The sequence below is a fragment of the Marinomonas spartinae genome (genome assembly GCF_016461715.1).
Classification (GTDB): Bacteria; Pseudomonadota; Gammaproteobacteria; order Pseudomonadales; family Marinomonadaceae; genus Marinomonas; species Marinomonas spartinae_A.
The window spans coordinates 106583-124849 of sequence record NZ_JAEMUI010000005.1; the positions used below are offsets into that span (position 1 = coordinate 106583).

At 44.7% G+C, this 18267-nt stretch carries 16 protein-coding genes; 4 read left to right on the top strand and 12 right to left on the bottom strand.

Annotated features, from left to right (window positions below; all coding sequences use genetic code 11):
* The first annotated feature begins 16 nt into the window (after window positions 1–16).
* On the top strand, window positions 17–886 hold the full coding sequence (phnE, locus tag JHD45_RS07185) for a phosphonate ABC transporter, permease protein PhnE (RefSeq protein ID WP_199475836.1): 870 nt from the start codon (window positions 17–19) through the stop codon (window positions 884–886).
* Window positions 883–1791 (top strand): phosphonate ABC transporter, permease protein PhnE, encoded by a 909-nt coding sequence (phnE, locus tag JHD45_RS07190; RefSeq protein ID WP_199475837.1) that lies wholly within the window; start codon window positions 883–885, stop codon window positions 1789–1791. The genes phnE (JHD45_RS07185) and phnE (JHD45_RS07190) overlap by 4 nt, the downstream gene beginning before the upstream one ends.
* Window positions 1792–1916: 125 nt before the next feature.
* Here phnE (JHD45_RS07190) and JHD45_RS07195 read toward each other — a convergent pair whose 3' ends face one another.
* Both JHD45_RS07195 and rluC read right to left on the bottom strand, forming a co-directional pair.
* A complete protein-coding gene (locus tag JHD45_RS07195) occupies window positions 1917–3383 on the bottom strand; it encodes a DASS family sodium-coupled anion symporter (protein ID WP_199475838.1) in 1467 nt (488 codons plus the stop codon).
* 202 nt (window positions 3384–3585) lie between these two features.
* Window positions 3586–4557, bottom strand: a complete 972-nt coding sequence (rluC, locus tag JHD45_RS07200; protein WP_199475839.1) for a 23S rRNA pseudouridine(955/2504/2580) synthase RluC — start codon at window positions 4555–4557, stop codon at window positions 3586–3588.
* Between the two features lie 465 nt (window positions 4558–5022).
* On the opposite strand from rluC, the gene rne reads away from it, so the two are divergent.
* Entirely contained in the window at window positions 5023–8529 is a 3507-nt protein-coding gene (gene rne, locus JHD45_RS07205) for a ribonuclease E (RefSeq protein ID WP_199475840.1), read from the top strand.
* Between the two features lie 385 nt (window positions 8530–8914).
* On the opposite strand, the gene murI is transcribed toward rne, so the two are convergent.
* From murI to JHD45_RS07245, 8 genes are read right to left on the bottom strand one after another with little or no spacing between them, the layout of a single operon-like run.
* Window positions 8915–9718, bottom strand: a complete 804-nt coding sequence (gene murI / locus JHD45_RS07210) for a glutamate racemase (RefSeq protein WP_199475841.1) — start codon at window positions 9716–9718, stop codon at window positions 8915–8917.
* Complete coding sequence (murB, locus tag JHD45_RS07215) at window positions 9715–10794, bottom strand: UDP-N-acetylmuramate dehydrogenase (RefSeq protein WP_199475842.1); 1080 nt, start codon at window positions 10792–10794, stop codon at window positions 9715–9717. The genes murI and murB overlap by 4 nt, the downstream gene beginning before the upstream one ends.
* Window positions 10795–10819: 25 nt before the next feature.
* Complete coding sequence (locus JHD45_RS07220; RefSeq protein WP_199475843.1) at window positions 10820–11290, bottom strand: low molecular weight protein-tyrosine-phosphatase; 471 nt, start codon at window positions 11288–11290, stop codon at window positions 10820–10822.
* Window positions 11287–11484, bottom strand: coding sequence for a Trm112 family protein (locus JHD45_RS07225; RefSeq protein ID WP_067017837.1), 198 nt, complete (start codon window positions 11482–11484; stop codon window positions 11287–11289). The genes JHD45_RS07220 and JHD45_RS07225 overlap by 4 nt, the downstream gene beginning before the upstream one ends.
* Window positions 11477–12514 carry a tetraacyldisaccharide 4'-kinase gene (gene lpxK / locus JHD45_RS07230; protein ID WP_199475844.1) on the bottom strand — a complete coding sequence of 346 codons (1038 nt, stop codon included), beginning with the start codon at window positions 12512–12514 and terminating at the stop codon, window positions 11477–11479. Before lpxK ends, JHD45_RS07225 begins: the two co-directional genes overlap by 8 nt.
* Window positions 12511–12933, bottom strand: a complete 423-nt coding sequence (locus JHD45_RS07235) for an ExbD/TolR family protein (protein ID WP_199475845.1) — start codon at window positions 12931–12933, stop codon at window positions 12511–12513. The genes lpxK and JHD45_RS07235 overlap by 4 nt, the downstream gene beginning before the upstream one ends.
* On the bottom strand, window positions 12930–13559 hold the full coding sequence (locus JHD45_RS07240) for a MotA/TolQ/ExbB proton channel family protein (protein WP_199475846.1): 630 nt from the start codon (window positions 13557–13559) through the stop codon (window positions 12930–12932). Before JHD45_RS07240 ends, JHD45_RS07235 begins: the two co-directional genes overlap by 4 nt.
* A 25-nt stretch (window positions 13560–13584) precedes the next feature.
* Window positions 13585–15558, bottom strand: coding sequence for a ComEC/Rec2 family competence protein (locus JHD45_RS07245; RefSeq protein WP_199475847.1), 1974 nt, complete (start codon window positions 15556–15558; stop codon window positions 13585–13587).
* A 43-nt stretch (window positions 15559–15601) separates the two neighbouring features.
* On the opposite strand from JHD45_RS07245, the gene JHD45_RS07250 reads away from it, so the two are divergent.
* The gene (locus tag JHD45_RS07250) at window positions 15602–16114 is read left to right on the top strand and encodes a DUF2062 domain-containing protein (protein WP_199475848.1); all 513 of its coding nucleotides are present in this window, start codon (window positions 15602–15604) and stop codon (window positions 16112–16114) included.
* 159 nt (window positions 16115–16273) lie between these two features.
* On the opposite strand, the gene JHD45_RS07255 is transcribed toward JHD45_RS07250, so the two are convergent.
* A complete protein-coding gene (locus JHD45_RS07255; protein WP_199475849.1) occupies window positions 16274–16987 on the bottom strand; it encodes an ABC transporter ATP-binding protein in 714 nt (237 codons plus the stop codon).
* Window positions 16980–18224 (bottom strand): lipoprotein-releasing ABC transporter permease subunit, encoded by a 1245-nt coding sequence (locus tag JHD45_RS07260; RefSeq protein ID WP_199475850.1) that lies wholly within the window; start codon window positions 18222–18224, stop codon window positions 16980–16982. Before JHD45_RS07260 ends, JHD45_RS07255 begins: the two co-directional genes overlap by 8 nt.
* Between the last annotated feature and the right edge of the window lie 43 nt (window positions 18225–18267).

Sequence of the window (18267 nt, forward strand, 5' to 3'; positions counted from 1 at the left end):
AAGAGAAACGCGGGATATGCCAAGCCAAACATTTGAATCTTATTATCAAAGTATTCGACAACGTCAAAAACGTGAGAGTTTACTTTGGTCTATCGGAATTTTAATCGTCTATTTTTATTCAGGTTATCTATCCGAATTTAGTCTATCAGTCGTTTGGCAAGGCATACCGCATTTTTTTGACTACCTGTCGGATATTTTGCCCACTCTGCATCTTCCTGTTTTATTTGCTGATGGTCACACCAAGGGGTCTTTCGCCTATTGGGGGTATCGCTTAAATATTCAGATTCCTCTATTAGGACAAACCATTGCCATTGCCATCGCTGCGACTTTATTTTCAAGTTTAATGGCAACCTTTGCCTCTTTTCCTGCTTCCAATAACACACAAATACATTGGTCACTACGTTATAGCTTACGCTCTATTGCCGCGTTTTGTCGAACAATGCCGGAACTTGCTTGGGCCGTAATGTTTGTCATGGCGTTTGGCGTTGGCCCCATTCCAGGCTTTTTTGCCCTATTCCTTCACAGCTTTGGATGCCAAACAAAATTGTTTTATGAGACCGTGGAAGTTGCCTCTGACAAACCCGTCCGTGGCCTTCGTGCTTTAGGTGCCAGCCGATTAATGCGAATGCGTTATGGACTGTGGCCTCAGGTAGCACCCACCTTTATGTCCTATACCTTTATGCGCCTAGAAACCAATTTTCGTCAATCCACTATTTTGGGGTTAGTTGGCGGCGGGGGTATCGGCCAAGAGCTAATGACATCAATTAAACTCGACCATTACGATCAGGTCAGCATTGTGCTCATACAAATTATTCTCGTTGTCTCATTACTGGATTTTATATCCGGTAAGTTACGTCATCGCCTATTAAAAGAGATGTCAGTATGATAAATCACAGCAATACAATATCAACATCAGAGCGCTCTAATAATGAGCGGCAATATGCTGCAATCTATGCCAGCCGAAGAAGACATATGGTGATCACCTTCAGTCTGGGTCTGATTATCCTCTTCTATTATATCTTCTTTTTCTATTTCAATGGATTAACACCAGAACAGATGTTTCAAGGGCTTGATAAACTGGGGCAATATTTTGCTCGAATGTTTATTTGGCGCAATGTCAGTCAATGGCCATTCGGCTACTATTTCACACAAATTGCAGTGACATTAGGCATTGTTTTCGCTGGCACTTTCACAGCAACATTACTCGCCCTTCCTCTCTCTTTTTTAGCCTCTCGAAGGGTGATGAACACGTTTGTTTTAGCCTCTATTTCCGTTGTCATACGACGTCTTTTTGACATTATGAGGGGAATAGACATGGCAATCTGGGGGATGATTTTTATTCGTGCCGTGGGTATGGGGCCCCTGGCTGGTGTCATGGCGATATTTATTCAAGATACCGGGCTACTGGGTAAATTGTATGCTGAAAGCCACGACGCGGTTGATAAGCGCCCCAGCCGAGGATTAAGCGCCTTAGGAGCAAACCACCTACAAAAGCACCGATTTGGTATCTTTACCCAGTCCTTCCCGCAATTTTTAGCCCTAACACTTTACCAAATAGAGTCCAATACCCGCTCGGCAGCGGTTCTTGGTTTCGTGGGTGCAGGAGGAATAGGATTGGTCTACGCGGAAAATATGCGACTTTGGAATTGGGACGTGGTGATGTTTATTACACTGGTTCTCGTCTTATTAGTAATGCTCATGGACAAAGCCTCAGAACTCTTGCGCAAAAAATACATCATCGGCGAGGACATCCCGCTGTTTAATCAGCCAACACAACATACAGAAAAATAAAAAGCCTTAACCCCCACACCCAAGCAAGAGTTAAGACAAAACAATACAGGAAAAAGCTAGAACCACTCTTTCTCTATCAGGCGCAAGAGTATTTAGACAACCTCTTCGCGCCACTCAATCCATTATTACCAATAACCAAGCACCTTCCACCACAGGCCGCCCACCACGCCCCAAATCACTAAGTTGATCACGCTCATCAAAAAGCCCGCTTTCCACCAGTCCCCCATGCTAACGTAACCAGAACCAAAAATAATTGGCGAGGTTCCCGTTGCGTAGTGTGTCAGTGACATCATAATAGAAGAAGCCCCCGCAAGTAGAAGACCAAGATATAATGGTGGCGCCCCTAGCGCTAAACCTGCTGAATAAAAAGCAGCAAACATGGCGGTAACATGAGCCGTTGAGCTGGCAAAAAAGTAATGGGCATACAGGTAGACGCAGACAAGAATCAAAGCAGACGCTTCCCAGCCTAGACCAAAACCTGCAATGTTGCCCTCAATGACATGAGAGAACCATTGCACTAAACCTAGCTTGTTTAGATAGGTTGCCATCATGACCAAAGCGGAAAACCAGACAATGGTATCCCAAGCAGATTTCTCTTGGAGTACATCCTCCCAAGTCAAGACACCGGTAACCAACAACACAGAGAGCCCCATGAAAGCCACTGTTGTGGTATTAACAGCAAAGGCTTCACCGAAAATCATCCCTGGAATGTTTGCCCACAACAGCAACAACATAGCAAATACACCAATCATGACTTTTTCGCCGTAAGCTATTGGCCCCATTTCTGCCAATTTCGCTTTTGCTTGCTGGCTGGCGTCAGGGGTTTCTTTTAACTCTGGCGGGTACAGCGCATAAATAATCATTGGTAAAAGAAGAATACACACTAAACCAGGTAATAAAGCGGCTAATGCCCATGTTCCCCATGTAATACTGATCTTCGCCCCGGTTACATCGGCAATCAATTTCACAATCAGCGGATTGGGTGCAGTCGCCGTGATAAACATACCCGACGTAATGGTGTTCGCGTGGTAACTGACCAAGGATAGATAGTGACCAATTTTACGAGAGGTCCCTTGCTCTGGAGAGGAGTTAAAGCCTGCCGCAATGGATTTCATAATGGGGTGAATAATGGCCCCACCTCGGGCGGTATTACTAGGGGTTACTGGGGCAATAACCAAATCAGACAAGGCTAAGGCGTAACCGACACCAATGGTTTTTTTACCAAAAACAGAAATGAAGGCGTAGCCAATACGACGCCCCAACCCTGTTTTGGTTAAACCACGCGAAATGATAACAGCAATCCCAATCAACCAAATCAAAGAGTTAGAGAAACCACTTAGCGCATCTTTAATCGCAATTGATCGATTTGCATTGGTCACACCAGTCAAAGCAACCAGAGCAATCGCCACTATCGCAATCGCACCGATTGGCATCACCTTACCGATAATCGCCGCAATGGTTCCGACAAACAAAGCAAGCAAATGCCATGCATTCGCAGATACACCCTCTGGCACAGGGATAACAAACCAAATCAGCAATGTCAGCACCACTGAAATGATCCCGGGTACAATGTTTATACCACCAACTTTCATCTCAACTCCTTCCAAAATCGATAAGCTCCCACTCAAGGGTGGGATGTCGGCGCGATTCTAGCATGGAGAAATTCAACTGTATGAATTCTGACACTTTAGATACTTATGTAACTAAAATTACTGACCATCCGGTCAATATGATGTTTAAAAATAAAAAAAGGACTGGTATTTACCAATCCTTTCTATTAATTCAAGCTAAACATCACCCAAACTTTGCTTCGAGCTTCTCATTCATTAAGCTTTGCCATTCTTTATCTAGAGGCGCCTCAAACAGCATACGCTCACCATTTAACATAATGTCTAAGCGTGTTGCATGTAGACACAAGCGCTTAAAGCCCAACGCTTTAGTTTCTTTTAGACATTCTGAAGGCGAGTACTTGTCATCACCGACAATGGGATAACCTGCGTGAAGCGTATGCACCCGAATTTGATGGGTTCGTCCTGTAACGGGCTCACACTCTACTAAACTATATCCTTCAAACTGTCTGACCAACTTAAAGCGCGTTAAGCTTTCTTTGCCATCGGTATGGACTTTAACGATTCGTTCGCCAGATTTGAGCTCATTTTTCAACAACGGCGCATTCACTTGTTCCTTGCGCTTAGGCCAATTTCCATAAACCAGTGCTAAATAGGTTTTCTGTACACCTTCTTTTTCACGCAGAGCCGTATGCAATTCTTTCAATACACTGCGTTTTTTTGCGATCATGATCAAACCCGAGGTATCTCGATCCAATCGATGAACAAGCTCAATGAATTTCTCATGTGGTCGCATTTGACGAATCACTTCCACTAAGCCAAAACTGAGACCACTGCCACCATGCACCGCCAGACCTGATGGCTTATTAACGACGATTAACCCTTTATCTTCGTAGACAATGCGCGACTCAATGTCATTTTTTAAGCGATCTGGCAATGTGGGTTTCTCCGACTCCGGGGCAACCACAATAGGCGCAATACGAACGATATCATCATGGACCAATCGATAATCGGGTTTTGTACGTTTTTTGTTAACGCGGATTTCACCCTTTCTAAGTAGGTTGTAAATTTTTCCCTTTGGAACACCTTTTAGTAAGGTAACCAAGAAGTTATCGATTCGTTGACCGGAATTATTGTCATCAATGGTGACATAACGAACCGCTGGACGAGGGGCTGAATTTTGTTCTGAATCCGACATAACCAAAGATTGGTTTCCTTTATAATTGAAGCACTTAGTTTTTACTGCTATATTCACATTCGCAGAGGGTAAGAGGCAACAAAACACCTCGAAGATAAGACGCTGAAAATGAAATATATAGCCGAAGCGACACTTCGGCCCCCTATCTTACCTCTGTAACAGTTAAGCTTAAATAATAAACCGCATGATTCGGATAATTCTGTCTCAGTGGAAGAATTTTTCATTAGTTGCATGGCCGTGCGTTCGCGTCGTTTGGTAAAAACGCAAAAAACGAGACTGGTATAGAGACTTTTTGTTATTGATTTGGCGGCGACCGCATAAAAACGTTTTATTTTAATAAACGCACCGCGCACTCCTTTGCTAAATACAACGAAATAGCACCTCAAGACTTGGGTCAGCGCATCTAACTGTGGCTCTCTTTCACTGAACATTTGTTCGCATCAGCTAACAGAGTTCACATATATAATGATTAGAATGTTAATAAATGCAACTCAACAAGAAGAGTTGCGAGTCGCCCTTGTCGATGGACAGCGTCTTTATGATCTTGATATCGAATCTGGTTCACGCGAACAGAAAAAAGCCAATATTTATAAAGGCCGTATCACTCGTATTGAACCAAGCTTAGAAGCTGCTTTTGTAGATTACGGCGCGGAACGCCATGGCTTCCTTCCGTTAAAAGAAATTTCTAAAACCTATTTTTCTAAAAAATCGAACCACGACGGCCGTATCAACATCAAAGATGTGTTAAGCGAAGGCCAAGAAGTTATCGTACAGGTTGATAAAGAAGAACGTGGTAACAAAGGTGCTGCACTCACCACATTTGTGAGTTTGGCTGGCCGTTATTTGGTATTGATGCCAAACAACCCTCGCGCTGGCGGTATTTCCCGCCGTATCGATGGCGATGATCGTTCACAACTCAAAGAAGCCATGTCTGGTCTTAATACGCCAGAAAACGGTGGTTTGATTGTCCGTACTGCGGGCGTTGGCCGCTCTACAGAAGAGCTGCAATGGGATTTGGATTATCTAGATACCCTATGGAGTTCCATCACCAAAGCCGCATCGGAAAAACCTGCTCCGTTCTTAATTTATCAAGAAAGTAACATTGTCATTCGTGCGATACGCGATTACCTTCGTGAAGACATCGGCGAAGTACTAATCGATGAGAAAAGCGCCTACCAAGATGCCATCAACTTTGTCATGCAAGTTATGCCGCATTTCAAATCGCGCATCAAAATGTACACGGATTCTACCCCACTATTTAACCGTTTCCAGATCGAAACTCAGATTGAAACAGCTTTCCAACGTGAAGTCCGTTTACCTTCGGGTGGCTCTATCGTTATAGACCCAACAGAAGCCCTTGTGTCTATCGACATTAACTCTGCCCGCGCCACCAAAGGCGGTGATATTGAAGAAACGGCACTACAAACGAACTTAGAAGCCGCTGACGAAATTGCCCGTCAATTACGTCTTCGAGACATTGGCGGCTTGGTAGTCATTGACTTTATCGATATGACACCCGTTCGTAACCAAAAAGAAGTCGAAAACCGCATGAAAAATGCACTGGAAGCGGATCGTGCCCGTGTCCAGCTCGGTCGAATTTCACGCTTTGGCTTATTAGAAATGTCACGTCAACGTTTGCGCCCTTCTCTTGGCGAAACCAGTGGCATCGTCTGCCCTCGCTGTAATGGCCAAGGCTTCATCCGTGATGTTGAGTCTCTGGCCCTGTCGGTACTTCGCCTTATCGAAGAAGAGTGCTCGAAAGAGCGTACGGCTCAGATCCGTGCCGTATTACCGGTCTCTGTGGCAACCTTCTTGCTGAACGAAAAACGCACTAACATTGCGAAAATCGAGAAGCGTAATAACGTTCATATTATCTTAGTGCCCAACCCGCACATGGAGACACCACATTTCGAAGTTGAACGTATTCGTGATGACAGTTCAGTTGTCTCGCAAAATGAAAACAGCTACACCTTGGTTGAAACACCAGAACAACCACCTTACGAACCTCGTCAGGTTAAAGAAAGTGCTCGACCACAAGCAGCAGTCACCAGCATTGCACCTAAATCCCCTGCGCCAGCTCATACTGTGGCATCCCCCTCTCCTGCAGAACAAAGTACGAAGAGCGTGACGACACAAAAACCAGGCTTACTCAAGCGCATAATAACCGCGCTATTTGGTGAATCTGAGCCTACTCCTGCTGCGAAATCAACGCCTGCAAACAAAGCGCAAACCAGCAAGCCTGCAGCAAAAACTGAGCGCAATAGTGGTGAACGGAATACTGAGCGCGATCGCAACAATGAACGCCCAGCCAGCAAAAATGCGAACCGTAATAATCGCAATAAACGCAGTAAGCACCAAAATGCTGATCGTGATAATGCAGCTGAGGCAAGTAAAGAAAATAGTCGTTCGACTCGTCAATCTCGTCGTGAGCAAGCGGAAGCTAGCGCGAAAGGTAATCGCAACAACACCAATACGCGCGCGAATAACAAGCAAGAGTCTCAAGAGGCGAAATCCGACAGGAAAGACGTCTCTACTAAGGCACCACGTCAAGAGAAGTTTGTTCCAGAAGTTGTCGAGCGTAAACGCGAGAAAAACGAAAACATCCGTCGCAGCGGCAAGCTCAAAGAGGAAGCCATTGAAGCCGAAAAACTAAAAGAGCAAGAAGATGCTGCTTTAGTCGAAGCTGCTGCTCAAGCAGAAGAAACACGTCGCAATGATGAAGCAAGTAACGAAGATGGTACGCCTCAGCGTCGCTCTCGTCGTTCTCGCCGTTCTCGTAAGCCTGCTAACAGAAATGAGGACAGCAACACAAACGAAGGAAGTGAAGTAGAGCAAGCCACTCAGGAAGAAAGCAAACAGGAAAAAGCGCCTGAGACTCAAGAGCCAGCTCGGACAGAAGAAGCAGCCTCTTTCGATAAAAAAGCATCTGAAGACAATGTACCTGAAAGCAATATTTCTGACGACACGGCATCTGAAGAGAAGGCATCTGTAGAAACAGCATCTGAAGCAGCTCAACCTGTTGAAGCCACTGAAGAGATTGCCGGTGCACAAGCTCCGCAAACTGCTGCTGAGCAAACGGAAACGGAAACGGATACCGTGAGCGAAGAGAAGGCTGAGACAGAAGTCAAACAGACCAGTGCCGTAACAACAGAGGCTGAAGAAAAAGCAGACGTCGCTCCTGAGCCACGCCCTGCCAAGCCAAAAATGTCTGCGAAAGCGCAATTAGGCGATGTCCGTGCCACACCATCTCAAGCAGAGCAAACTGAAGTGTCATCCACTGAAAGTACTGAGCAGGCACAACCAGCCGAAACAACGGAATCGGCTGAGAAAGCTGAATCCGCTGATATCACCGAAGAGACCGCTTCTTCTCAAGAACCAGTTGTTGCTGATGAGCCAGTCGCAGTCACACAACAACCAATTGAAACAGCAGAAGCAGAATCAAGTGAAGCAAAACCGGAATCGTCTGAAGCAGAAGAAAGTGATGCCGTAACGACAGACTCTCAGACAACCTCTGCCGAAACAGAAGAAGTGTTAGTAGAAGAAAGTAAGCCGTCTGAGCCTGAAGCCGCAAACACTGCCTCTGAAGCAACAGAGAAAGTAGAAAGTGTGGAAGAATCCAAAGAGGAAGCTGCATCCAACACGGCAACAGAAGCGCCTACTAAATCAGAAGAGCAAAGCGCGCAAGAAGATTCCACTAATGGTTCTGCTCGACGCATTCGTACCCCTCGCCGAGGACGTGGCAAAACGGTTACAGCAAAGCCTACTACAGCGCCTAAAGAGCCAATTGAGCTTCCAGAAGCCATTCTTGCTCAACAGGAAAAAATGAAGCAAGAACTGGCAGAAAAGCGTCAGAGTAGCTCGTCATCTCGTCGAAGATCGTCTACAGGTCGGGTGAAAAATGATCCTAGACTTGAAGAACAAGCTGCTCAAACAGAAGAAAATACCGTTACTGAGACATCTGAAACGGAATAAGTTTTCACTATAAAACATAAAAAGCCCGCTTAAAGCGGGCTTTTTTTTGACCTCTAACCATCGATTGCAATATTCTTAGGGCCATTACAATACGGTTTTTATTTTCTTTATTTTTTCACAACAAAATAGAGGAATATTGTCTCTTAGCGAATAATCAATGGCCGCCTATTATGCTATTTTTCGACGAATACCAATTTTTGCTCCAACGATGGAGTCAAGACCTGTGACGGCCAAGCCGCGTTAAACCAAGTAAAATCAAAATTAGGAATTTAAGAAAAATGTAAACCATTTAGTCATTCAACTGGTAACTGACTTGCTACAACACTGGTTGAATGACTGAACCTTCTCGTGGTAAATACCATACATAGATAGGCACAATACAAAGTTAGAGCGATACACTTCGAACATCTATCGGTGCCGTTTGATCTTCCACCCAGCACCGTAAAGATTGCGCTTTGACGATATCTTTTGTGCTGACCAATTCAATACTACCTCTATGTTCCGACCCGGCTAAACCTTGCACCTCATATGGATAGGCTTCTTGAAGGCGACGATATAATTGAGCCGTCACCCCTTCACTTGGTTCAATGATTTCGCAGTTTTCACCAAGATACTGAATAAAGATTTGCTTTACCAAAGGATAATGGGTACAAGCTAAAACCAGTGTATCTACTTCTGCCTCCAACATATGCTGACAAAGCTCTTTGACCAACTTATCAACCACGACTTCGGAAGCGGGCCACTGATCAATTTCAAAGGCCAGCGTGGGGCTCGACATAATTTGTACTTGACTATCTGACCGCCACAATTCGATTAATTCTTTTAAACGATGACTCTGTGCTGTTAATGGCGTTGCTAATACCGCAACATGACGCTTTTTGCTGACTCGAAAAGCAGGTTTGACAGCAGGCTCGACACCAATAACGGGCAAATGAGTATGAGCACGGAGAACATCAATAGCGACAACGGTGGCCGTATTGCAGGCAACGACGATGGCATTGACACCTTGTTTCTCAAGGAACTCTCCGATCTTAATCAAACGAGATTGAATCTGTTCTGGGCTTTTTTCTCCATACGGCGCAAAGGCAGAGTCTGCAAAATAGAGTAAATCCAAAGCAGGCACTTTTTTTCGAATAACATTGAGAATGGTCAGACCACCTGCGCCAGAATCCAATACGCCAATTTTCACTGAATACCACCTTCAACGACACTTGCCATGGCATCTACTGCAGGTAATTTAACAGGTTCCCGCTCCAAGAACACACCATACTTATCCAATACTGATTGCTTGATTTTAGATTCAAGCTCTAACAATGCATCTGCTTTATGCTCTGAGTAATTCACTAGCACTAAAGCCTGCTTATCGTAGACACCCACCCCCTTGTGAATAGCCCCTTTCCAACCAGCTTGGTCAATCAACCACCCCGCCGCTAATTTAAACGCCTCGCCAAAAGGAAAAGACACCAAATTTGGAAAGCGCCTTTTTAACTCTTCATGTTGCTCAGCACCAACAATAGGGTTTTTGAAAAAGCTGCCAGCGTTAGCAAGCTTGGCGGGATCCGGCAATTTACTTTGGCGCACCTCACAAACGGCATCAAACACTTTTGCAAGCGTCACCTCACCTTGGATTTGCTGCTTAAGGCCACCATAGTTAAGAGAATAGGAAGGCAAACAGTGCAATTGCATCTCAACAGCGGTAATGATGTACCGCCCTTGCCAACGCCCTTTAAAATGACTCTCTCGATAAGCAAAACCGCAAGACTCTGCTGACAGCCACTCAAGCGTCTCTGACATAACATCTAAGACTTGGACACGTGTTAATACATCCTTAACTTCAACCCCATAGGCACCAATATTTTGTACAGGCGCAGCCCCCACGGTACCAGGAATAAGCGCTAAATTTTCAATGCCATACCACTGATGCTCAACCGCATAAGCCACTAGCTGATGCCAGTTTTCCCCCGATGCTACTTGCAAAAAAACACTGTCACCTGATGTTTCAGCCGTTTTCCCCATTAGACGGTTAATCAAGACAAGCCCAAGCACCTCATCACTAATGAGTAAGTTACTACCACCCCCAATCACGGTCACGGGAATTTCAGCACGCTTTGCCCAGCGTAATGCCTTAGTCAAGCGGTCAAGACTATCAATCTCGGCAAAATATTGTGCTTTATGCTCAAAACGGAAGGTATTGTAGGACGCTAAGGAGACATTTTCCTGAATAAACTGTGGTTGCAAAAAGGTTTCAAGGGAATCGTCAGTCATGACATTACAGCCTTGTTAATTGAAGTTAGGAGCGAGCAGCAAGGTGCTCAATAAAAGATTGAGACATGAGTTGCAAACGCTCTCGCATTTTCACAAAACCATCCTCTTTACCATAATAGGGATCGCCAACCTCTCCAAAAGAGACGCCGTCAGAAAATTCACCAAACATAACCAGCTTGGCTCGACTACTTTCAGGTTGCAGTTGACGTAAGTGCTTAAGGTTGTCCTTGTCCATCGCGAGAATCCAATCAAAATAATCGAAATCCTCTAACACCACCCTTCTGGCCTTTTGTTTGGCAATATTGATCCCGATATCGGCTAATGCGTTAATGGAGCGCGAGTCAGGTCGCTCACCAACATGGTATGCCCCCGTCCCAGCCGAATCAACCTCAAGGTCAACACCATACTCAGCTGCACAAGACTCTAAAATGCCTTGCGCAGCGGGTGAGCGACATATATTTCCCAAACAAACCGTTAATATTCTGATGCGTTTCATTTTGAAGAACTGGATTCCAAACGTTCATCAGTCGTCAATGTCCGCGCCTCAGATTCAAGCAGTACAGGGATATCGTCACGAATCGGATAAGCCATCCCCCCCACTTTACTAATCAATTCTGAGCCGTCTTTGCTCAATGTCAGCGGTGTTTTGGTCACAGGACAGACCAAGATATCCAATAGTACTTTATTCATGGCGTTTCTCATTTTGAATGTTGTTTAATTTTTGAAGCAATTGCGTCTTCAACTCAGCAGGTAGTTCCAACCTAACAGGCAAAAACCATACTTCATCATTAGCTAGAGACAATGCTTTACATTTTACCGCATCTTTTTCTGTCATTATAACAGGACCCAGCTTTGGTATATCATCTGCTTTATAGCCATAATGATCAGTAAACCAGCGTGCACTGCCTACTTTATCCAAACCCAAAGATTTTAAAGTTGATAAAAACCGCTCTGGATTACCAATCCCCGCCATCACATGCCAAGGTTTATCCCCTTTAATGAATGCTTCTTCAAAAGAGAGTGAGCGAGAGCCATCCAAGGATAATAAGCAGTCACTTTGCAGCGCGGCGGGGATCACCTGAAAAGGCAAGCTATTTAATTTAGCGGTCAATTGCTCGGTTATACTAACAATGAAGTCCACACTCGCCAAACGTTCGACAGGCTCCCTTAACGGACCCACTGGCAATAAATAACCATTCCCGACACCACGTTGTGCATCAATCATCGCCATTTCGATATCCCGATTCAGCGCATAATGCTGCATACCATCGTCACTGATGACTACATCCACGTCAAACCGCTCAAGCAAGCATTTTACCGCTTCAGCACGCTTAGGATAAACCACCATTGGGCACTGAGTACGGCCTGCCAACATAGCAGGCTCATCGCCGACATCTTGTGCAAGGCTTGACTCTGTCACAATTGTTGGCGCCGACAATTTGGCACCGTGACCACGAGACACAATACCGGGCTTAAAGCCCTCACTCCTTAACCATTCACACAAAGCCACCACCATGGGAGACTTACCCGTTCCACCCGTACTGATATTTCCCACAACAATAACCGGAACGGGAGCCGTATACGACAGAGCAGGATTCGCCAAGAAGACCGCCCGTTTTTTCTCCACAATACGTCTTACAAGAGGTATCAAAGGTAAAAAAAGCTGCGTCCATTTGGCCCCACCATACCAAGAACGGGTCAGTAACGATTCTAGGCTCACTTAGCTGGCTCTTTTTGTGTTGTATGAGCAATTTTTGTAATACCCAGCTGAGAGGCCGCGTCATAAATTTTCAGCACCATCTCATAAGGGGCTTTAGCGTCCGCTGTGATTATTAAAGGTCGGGAGTAATCACCATGAGCGACCTCTTTGATGCCTTGCACTAACGTATTGATTTTCTCATTAATCAGTGTTTGACCATTAATCACATATTGACCATCTGCGGTCACCACAATATCAACATCTTTACTGGTGTCATTCGCAGGAGCACCTGCTTCAGAAGAGGGCAAATCAATGGTTAGCTCGGAACTATGATTAAAGGTGGTACTGATGACAAAAAACAGCAATAACAGAAAGACCACATCAATCAAAGGCGTTAAATTGATTTGCACGTCATCTAATTTTTGACGACGAAATTTCACTGTTTAGCTCCTGATTTTGGTTCTCTTTCACCATGAAGAGCATCGACAAGCTTTGTCGACTTCTGCTCCATTGAAACAACCAATACATCAATTTGGCGACTGAAATATCGATGGAAAATAAGCGCGGGGATCGCCACACCAAGTCCCCCCGCTGTGGTTAACAATGCCTCGGAAATACCACCTGCAAGCAAAGCCATGTTACCCGCCCCTTGCTCCATCAAAACAGAGAAAACTTTAATCATACCAACTACGGTACCAAGCAAACCGAGAAGCGGCGCGACGGCGACAATGGTTCCCAACAGATTCATAAATCGTTCAAGTTCATGAATGACATGACTGGCAGCCTCTTGCATACTTTCTTTCATGGCGACACGCCCATGCTTTGAATTGAGCAAACCTGCGGCAAAAATCGCGCCCAACCCTTTCTGAGCCTGCAGAGAACGAATAAACTCGACGTTCATTTTGTCTTCGCGAAGACGTGTCATCACCTCTAATAGTAAGTTTTTGGGGGTGACTTGTGACTGACGCAACGCCCAAAAACGCTCAAGAATGATCGCAAGCGCCAAAATAGAACAAGCCAATAAAGGCCACATAAAAAAGCCACCAGTTTGAATAAAGGTTAACACTGTGCACTCCCTTCTAAATTTCTTGTTAATTTAACACAAACTCTAACGTTTCAACACGCTTGCAAGTGTCAGATTTAAAGAGAAAAAAGGCAAAAGAACAAGCCTGATGCCAGACATAAATATGATGATTCACTTTACGAAATTGCAACCTCTCATCAATTGGCACAACAATCCATTTCACTTGTAATGCAGATAAGCGCGCCAACATCGTCTTGGAAGGGACCTTCTTAAGCAACACCCAGTCAATGTGGTTTTTTATTAGACTGTTTGCTGACAGGGTTTTCTTATACGCATTGGGTAATAATATCCTCGGAGTAGATTTGGAATCGCTAATCCAGGGATCAATAAACTGACTGGACACCTTGTCATGCCAATGATCGGACATTAGTAGTTCCCCTCCGCGCTTAGCTACCAGATAGCTTCCTACATGCCATACCGTTAACAATGGCGTTCCAGCAAAGAAACCACGCGGCAATAAGAGTACGCCCCAAATAGCCACCACACCAAACCATCCGCGTTTTAGTGGCGTTTGCCATACCCAAAAAGCCAGTATACCCAACAGAAAAACTTTCAATAGATCGGAGAAAACCAACTCAAATGATAGCAGCGGCCAATGAAACGCCACGACCTCAAGACCATGAATAACAGGCTCTAATAATGAGTCGAGCAAAGCATAACAATAGAGACTGTTAAACAAACAACACGCTAAACAGGCGATGATCGCCCCTGGAAACCAAACAAATGCAGCGAATGGAATCATGATAATATTGATGACAATTGTGGCGGCTGAGACATCAGATTGCCAACCGAGAATTAACACCGAGGATGCAGTAGAAAACATGATTTGCATTACCAGCAGACGCGACCATTTTCTCTCACCTTGCACAAAACCAATTAACAAACACACCAAACTAAACGATAACCATAGCCCTGGCTCAAGCACACTTCTTGGATCAATGAGCAAGATCAACCACAATGCAAAGCCGACTGTCTTATACGGGGACAAACGCACAACAGATGCTCTGGTTAACAAATACAGGCTTAGCATAATCCCTGCTCGCACCACTGGCGCCCCCCAATTGGTCAAATACGCATAGGCAAACAACAAGGGAATAATCAGTAAAGCATCCAACCGCCAAGTGGTCATTTTACCGGACAGCAAGAGTGACTCAGGCATCAATCGCCATGTCCCACGACTTAGTAAGCGCCCAAAGCCATAGACAAACCCCGTATGCAAACCTGATACAACAAACAAATGAGCCAACCCCAACACTCTAACAAGCCATTTGTCTCGTTCACTCCAGTCATCACTGTTTCCTAATAACAGGGCTTTCGTGAAGCGCCAGCTCGCAAAGTCAGCAAAACGCTTATCAAAGTAAGCATTAATCTGCTGCCTCAATAAATTTTTCTCAATAACCATACTGCTATTGTGATGACTAGCCTGATTTGCTTTATAACTAAGCCAATGAACATCTTGCAACGAGAGGCGAACAATCTGGTGATCAATATAAAGTTGCCGCTCTACCCATCCACCTTGTTTATTCGGCAGCATGAAGCTGGAGACTTTTCCAACCAACATCGGGACCGCCTTTTTGCCCTCCCCCTGTTCACTAAATGGCGTCTCTCCACGAAAAGATGGTATGGCTTTTATTGACACATTCGTAATACGTTGGCGTTCTCCATCTGGCATGGTGAGAACAAGAGTAGCCTTTGCTTTACCAAAAATAGGCTGTGTCGGTAATGGGTCGGTATAAAGGACTTTCTCTTTAAGATTGACATAAACGAGCAGCCCAGTATTGGGGCGCCAGCTCGAATTCGCTGAATAAAACCCATTGATCACGATGGAAGTAAAGGAAATTAACACTAAAATAAGGGATAAAAAGCGATGATAGCGGATTAAATAGAGACACAAGATAATGATATGAGTAGAATACAGCCACGAATATTCACGCGGCACCACAATGGCGCCAATCAAAATTGACACAATACTTAGTAACATCAGACCTCCATGTCTTACGTTGCTAACTTGACATTGACAGCTTATGCCAAAGCGCTATATAAAAAAATTTATCCCAAATCCCGAAAAACTAAGACAAAACAAAGCCCTAGGCTTATTAGGAAGTCAGATTTATGAGCCTGACCTCTGGCATCTTAGTCGCCGATCTGTTGCAAAAGCCTTTTTAAATGGGTTGTTTTGGGCTTTTATCCCAATGCCCTTTCAAATGCTTGCGTCTGCCCTTGTAGCCATTCCAATCAAAGCGAATATTCCTTTGTCTATCGCCCTTGTTTGGATAACTAACCCACTGACGATGCCCTTTGTCTTTTATTTTAATTACAAATTAGGAACATGGATACTTGGCTCAGATAGCCAAAAAAACTTCCATCTCTCCGTCGAGTGGATTTGGGCCAAGCTTGAACACATTTGGTTACCGCTGTACGTTGGTTCAGCCACCGCTGGCCTAGTCTGCGGCATCGCTGCCTACTTTGCTATTTTGTTCGTGTGGCGTTTACACGTTATCAAACGTTGGAAGAATCGCAAGGCAAGTCGTTCATAATCTTGAACCAACAAAGCGTAACCCAATAGCTGAACACTGCAAAAAGCTAAATTATAAAAAAGCCGCTTAGAGATTCTAAAAGCGGCTTTTTGCTTATTAATGCCTTCGATACACGACTCGTATTAACATCTTCAATACAGAGTTTCTAGCATGACAACGTCACTCATCACGAATGGATTTAATTTCCCCAAGAATCGGCTTAAGCTGACCTTTTGATAAACGAAAGGCACTGTCCATCCAGCCAAGCATTTTCTCATCGTGAGTCACCACCAGGAAAGCCATATTATGACTAATTTTCAATTCATTAATCAGCTTTTGAATTTCCTGAGAGGTGGTTTCGTCCAAGTTCCCCGTTGGTTCATCCATCAACACACAGGCTGGCTTGTTCGCTAAAGCACGAGCAATAGCAACCCGCTGACGTTCGCCGCCAGAAAGCTGCGCGGGTTTATGATTGCCACGTTCTGCTAAGCCGACCTGGGCAAGCAATTGATTACCTTGCTCAATAGCGACCGATTTTGCAACGTCAGCAATCCACATTGGCATCATAATATTCTCAAGCGCGGTGAACTCAGGCAGTAAATGATGAAATTGATAAACAAAGCCCATGTCTTTATTTCTCATCATGGCACGCTTTGAATCTTTAAGGCTCGCCCAAGACACATTCGCCAACTTCACTTCACCACTGGTGGCGAGATCTAAGCCAGCCAGCAGGTTTAACAAGGTTGTCTTACCTGAACCCGACGCCCCCACGATGGCGCAGGCCTCCCCTTTGTGCAAAGCAAAATCGATGGATTCAAATACGTTAACGACCTGCTTACCGTCTTTATAGTGTTTAGATAAGCTCTGGCACTCTAAAACAATGTCTTTATTCATAGCGTAACGCCTCGGCTGGTTCAACTTTTGATGCTCGCCATGCGGGATAAATAGTCGCTGCCACTGTCATAATAAATGCACTGGAAACAATCACTTTGACGTCAGACCATTCAAGCTGTGAAGGTAAGTAATCTATGAAATACACTTCTGGACTTAAAAATTGCACATGCAATAGTTCCTGCAACCAATTCACTAAGGTACTAACATTCAGCGCCAATGTAATGCCGCAGGCTAGACCAATTAAGGTGCCGACTAAACCAATAAACATACCCTGAACGATAAAAACACACATGACTTGCCGAGATGTCAGTCCCATAGTTCGCAAAATAGCAATGTCATTGCGCTTATCGGTCACCACCATAACCAAGGTAGATACAATATTGAACGCCGCTACCGCAACGATGAGTAGCAACAATAGCCCGATCATGGTTTTTTCCATTTTAATCGCATGGAATAAATTCCCCTGCGTGCTGGTCCAATCACTGACGCGATTTTCTCCTGGAATAGCGCGAGCAATCTGCCAAATTTTAGTTGGCGCCATAAACAAATTATCAAAACTAATACGCAGCCCTTCGACTTGATTAGGTTGGTAACGCTTCAAACGAGCAGCATCTTTGTAATTTATGTACGCTAAAGAGGCATCCAACTGAGCGCCAATTTGAAAAATCCCCACCACGGTAAAACGTTTTAATTCTGGAGAAATGCCCGCAATCGATACATTGGCCCTAGGCAGAATAGCGGTAACCTTGTCACCTACTCCCACTTGTAACATTTGTGCCAGCTGAGATCCTAAGACAATGCCGTAAGGTGTTGTATTAAGCGCCTCTAACGAGCCTTGTATCATGTGCTTACCAATGATAGAGACTTTTTGCTCCATTTTTGGATCAATACCATTAAGCAACGCCCCATGAACACTTGAGCCAGCTTGGAACATCACTTGCGCTTCTGTATGGGGAGCAACCGCTTTAACACCAGGCATCGCTTCAATTTTTTTCATATCCTCTTGCCAATGTGGCAAAGTGGGATTTCCCCACAAGGTGGCTTGAGGAACCATTCCTAATATGCGTTGCTGAAGTTCACGATCAAAGCCATTCATAACGGACAGTACTGTAATTAATACCGTCACCCCCAGAGCAAGCCCTGCAACAGAAGAAAAGCTAATAAAGGAAATAAAATGATTGGAACGCTTTGCTCTCGCATAGCGTAAGCCAATAAGAACGGGAAGAAAGTTAATCAAAGTGAGTCCTTATATACGAAAAATGAAGGAGGCATAAAAGCCT

Bases quoted from the DNA above. Each gene is read 5' to 3' on its own strand.
- phnE (WP_199475836.1), top strand. From the start codon at position 17: ATGCCAAGCCAAACATTTGAATCTTATTATCAAAGTATTCGACAACGT.
- JHD45_RS07250 (WP_199475848.1), top strand. From the start codon at position 15,602: ATGCCAAAGCGCTATATAAAAAAATTTATCCCAAATCCCGAAAAACTA.
- JHD45_RS07255 (WP_199475849.1), bottom strand. From the start codon at position 16,987: ATGAATAAAGACATTGTTTTAGAGTGCCAGAGCTTATCTAAACACTAT.
- JHD45_RS07220 (WP_199475843.1), bottom strand. From the start codon at position 11,290: ATGAAACGCATCAGAATATTAACGGTTTGTTTGGGAAATATATGTCGC.
- murB (WP_199475842.1), bottom strand. From the start codon at position 10,794: ATGACTGACGATTCCCTTGAAACCTTTTTGCAACCACAGTTTATTCAG.
- rluC (WP_199475839.1), bottom strand. From the start codon at position 4,557: ATGTCGGATTCAGAACAAAATTCAGCCCCTCGTCCAGCGGTTCGTTAT.
- JHD45_RS07225 (WP_067017837.1), bottom strand. From the start codon at position 11,484: ATGAATAAAGTACTATTGGATATCTTGGTCTGTCCTGTGACCAAAACA.
- phnE (WP_199475837.1), top strand. From the start codon at position 883: ATGATAAATCACAGCAATACAATATCAACATCAGAGCGCTCTAATAAT.
- rne (WP_199475840.1), top strand. From the start codon at position 5,023: ATGATTAGAATGTTAATAAATGCAACTCAACAAGAAGAGTTGCGAGTC.
- JHD45_RS07245 (WP_199475847.1), bottom strand. From the start codon at position 15,558: ATGTTACTAAGTATTGTGTCAATTTTGATTGGCGCCATTGTGGTGCCG.
- JHD45_RS07195 (WP_199475838.1), bottom strand. From the start codon at position 3,383: ATGAAAGTTGGTGGTATAAACATTGTACCCGGGATCATTTCAGTGGTG.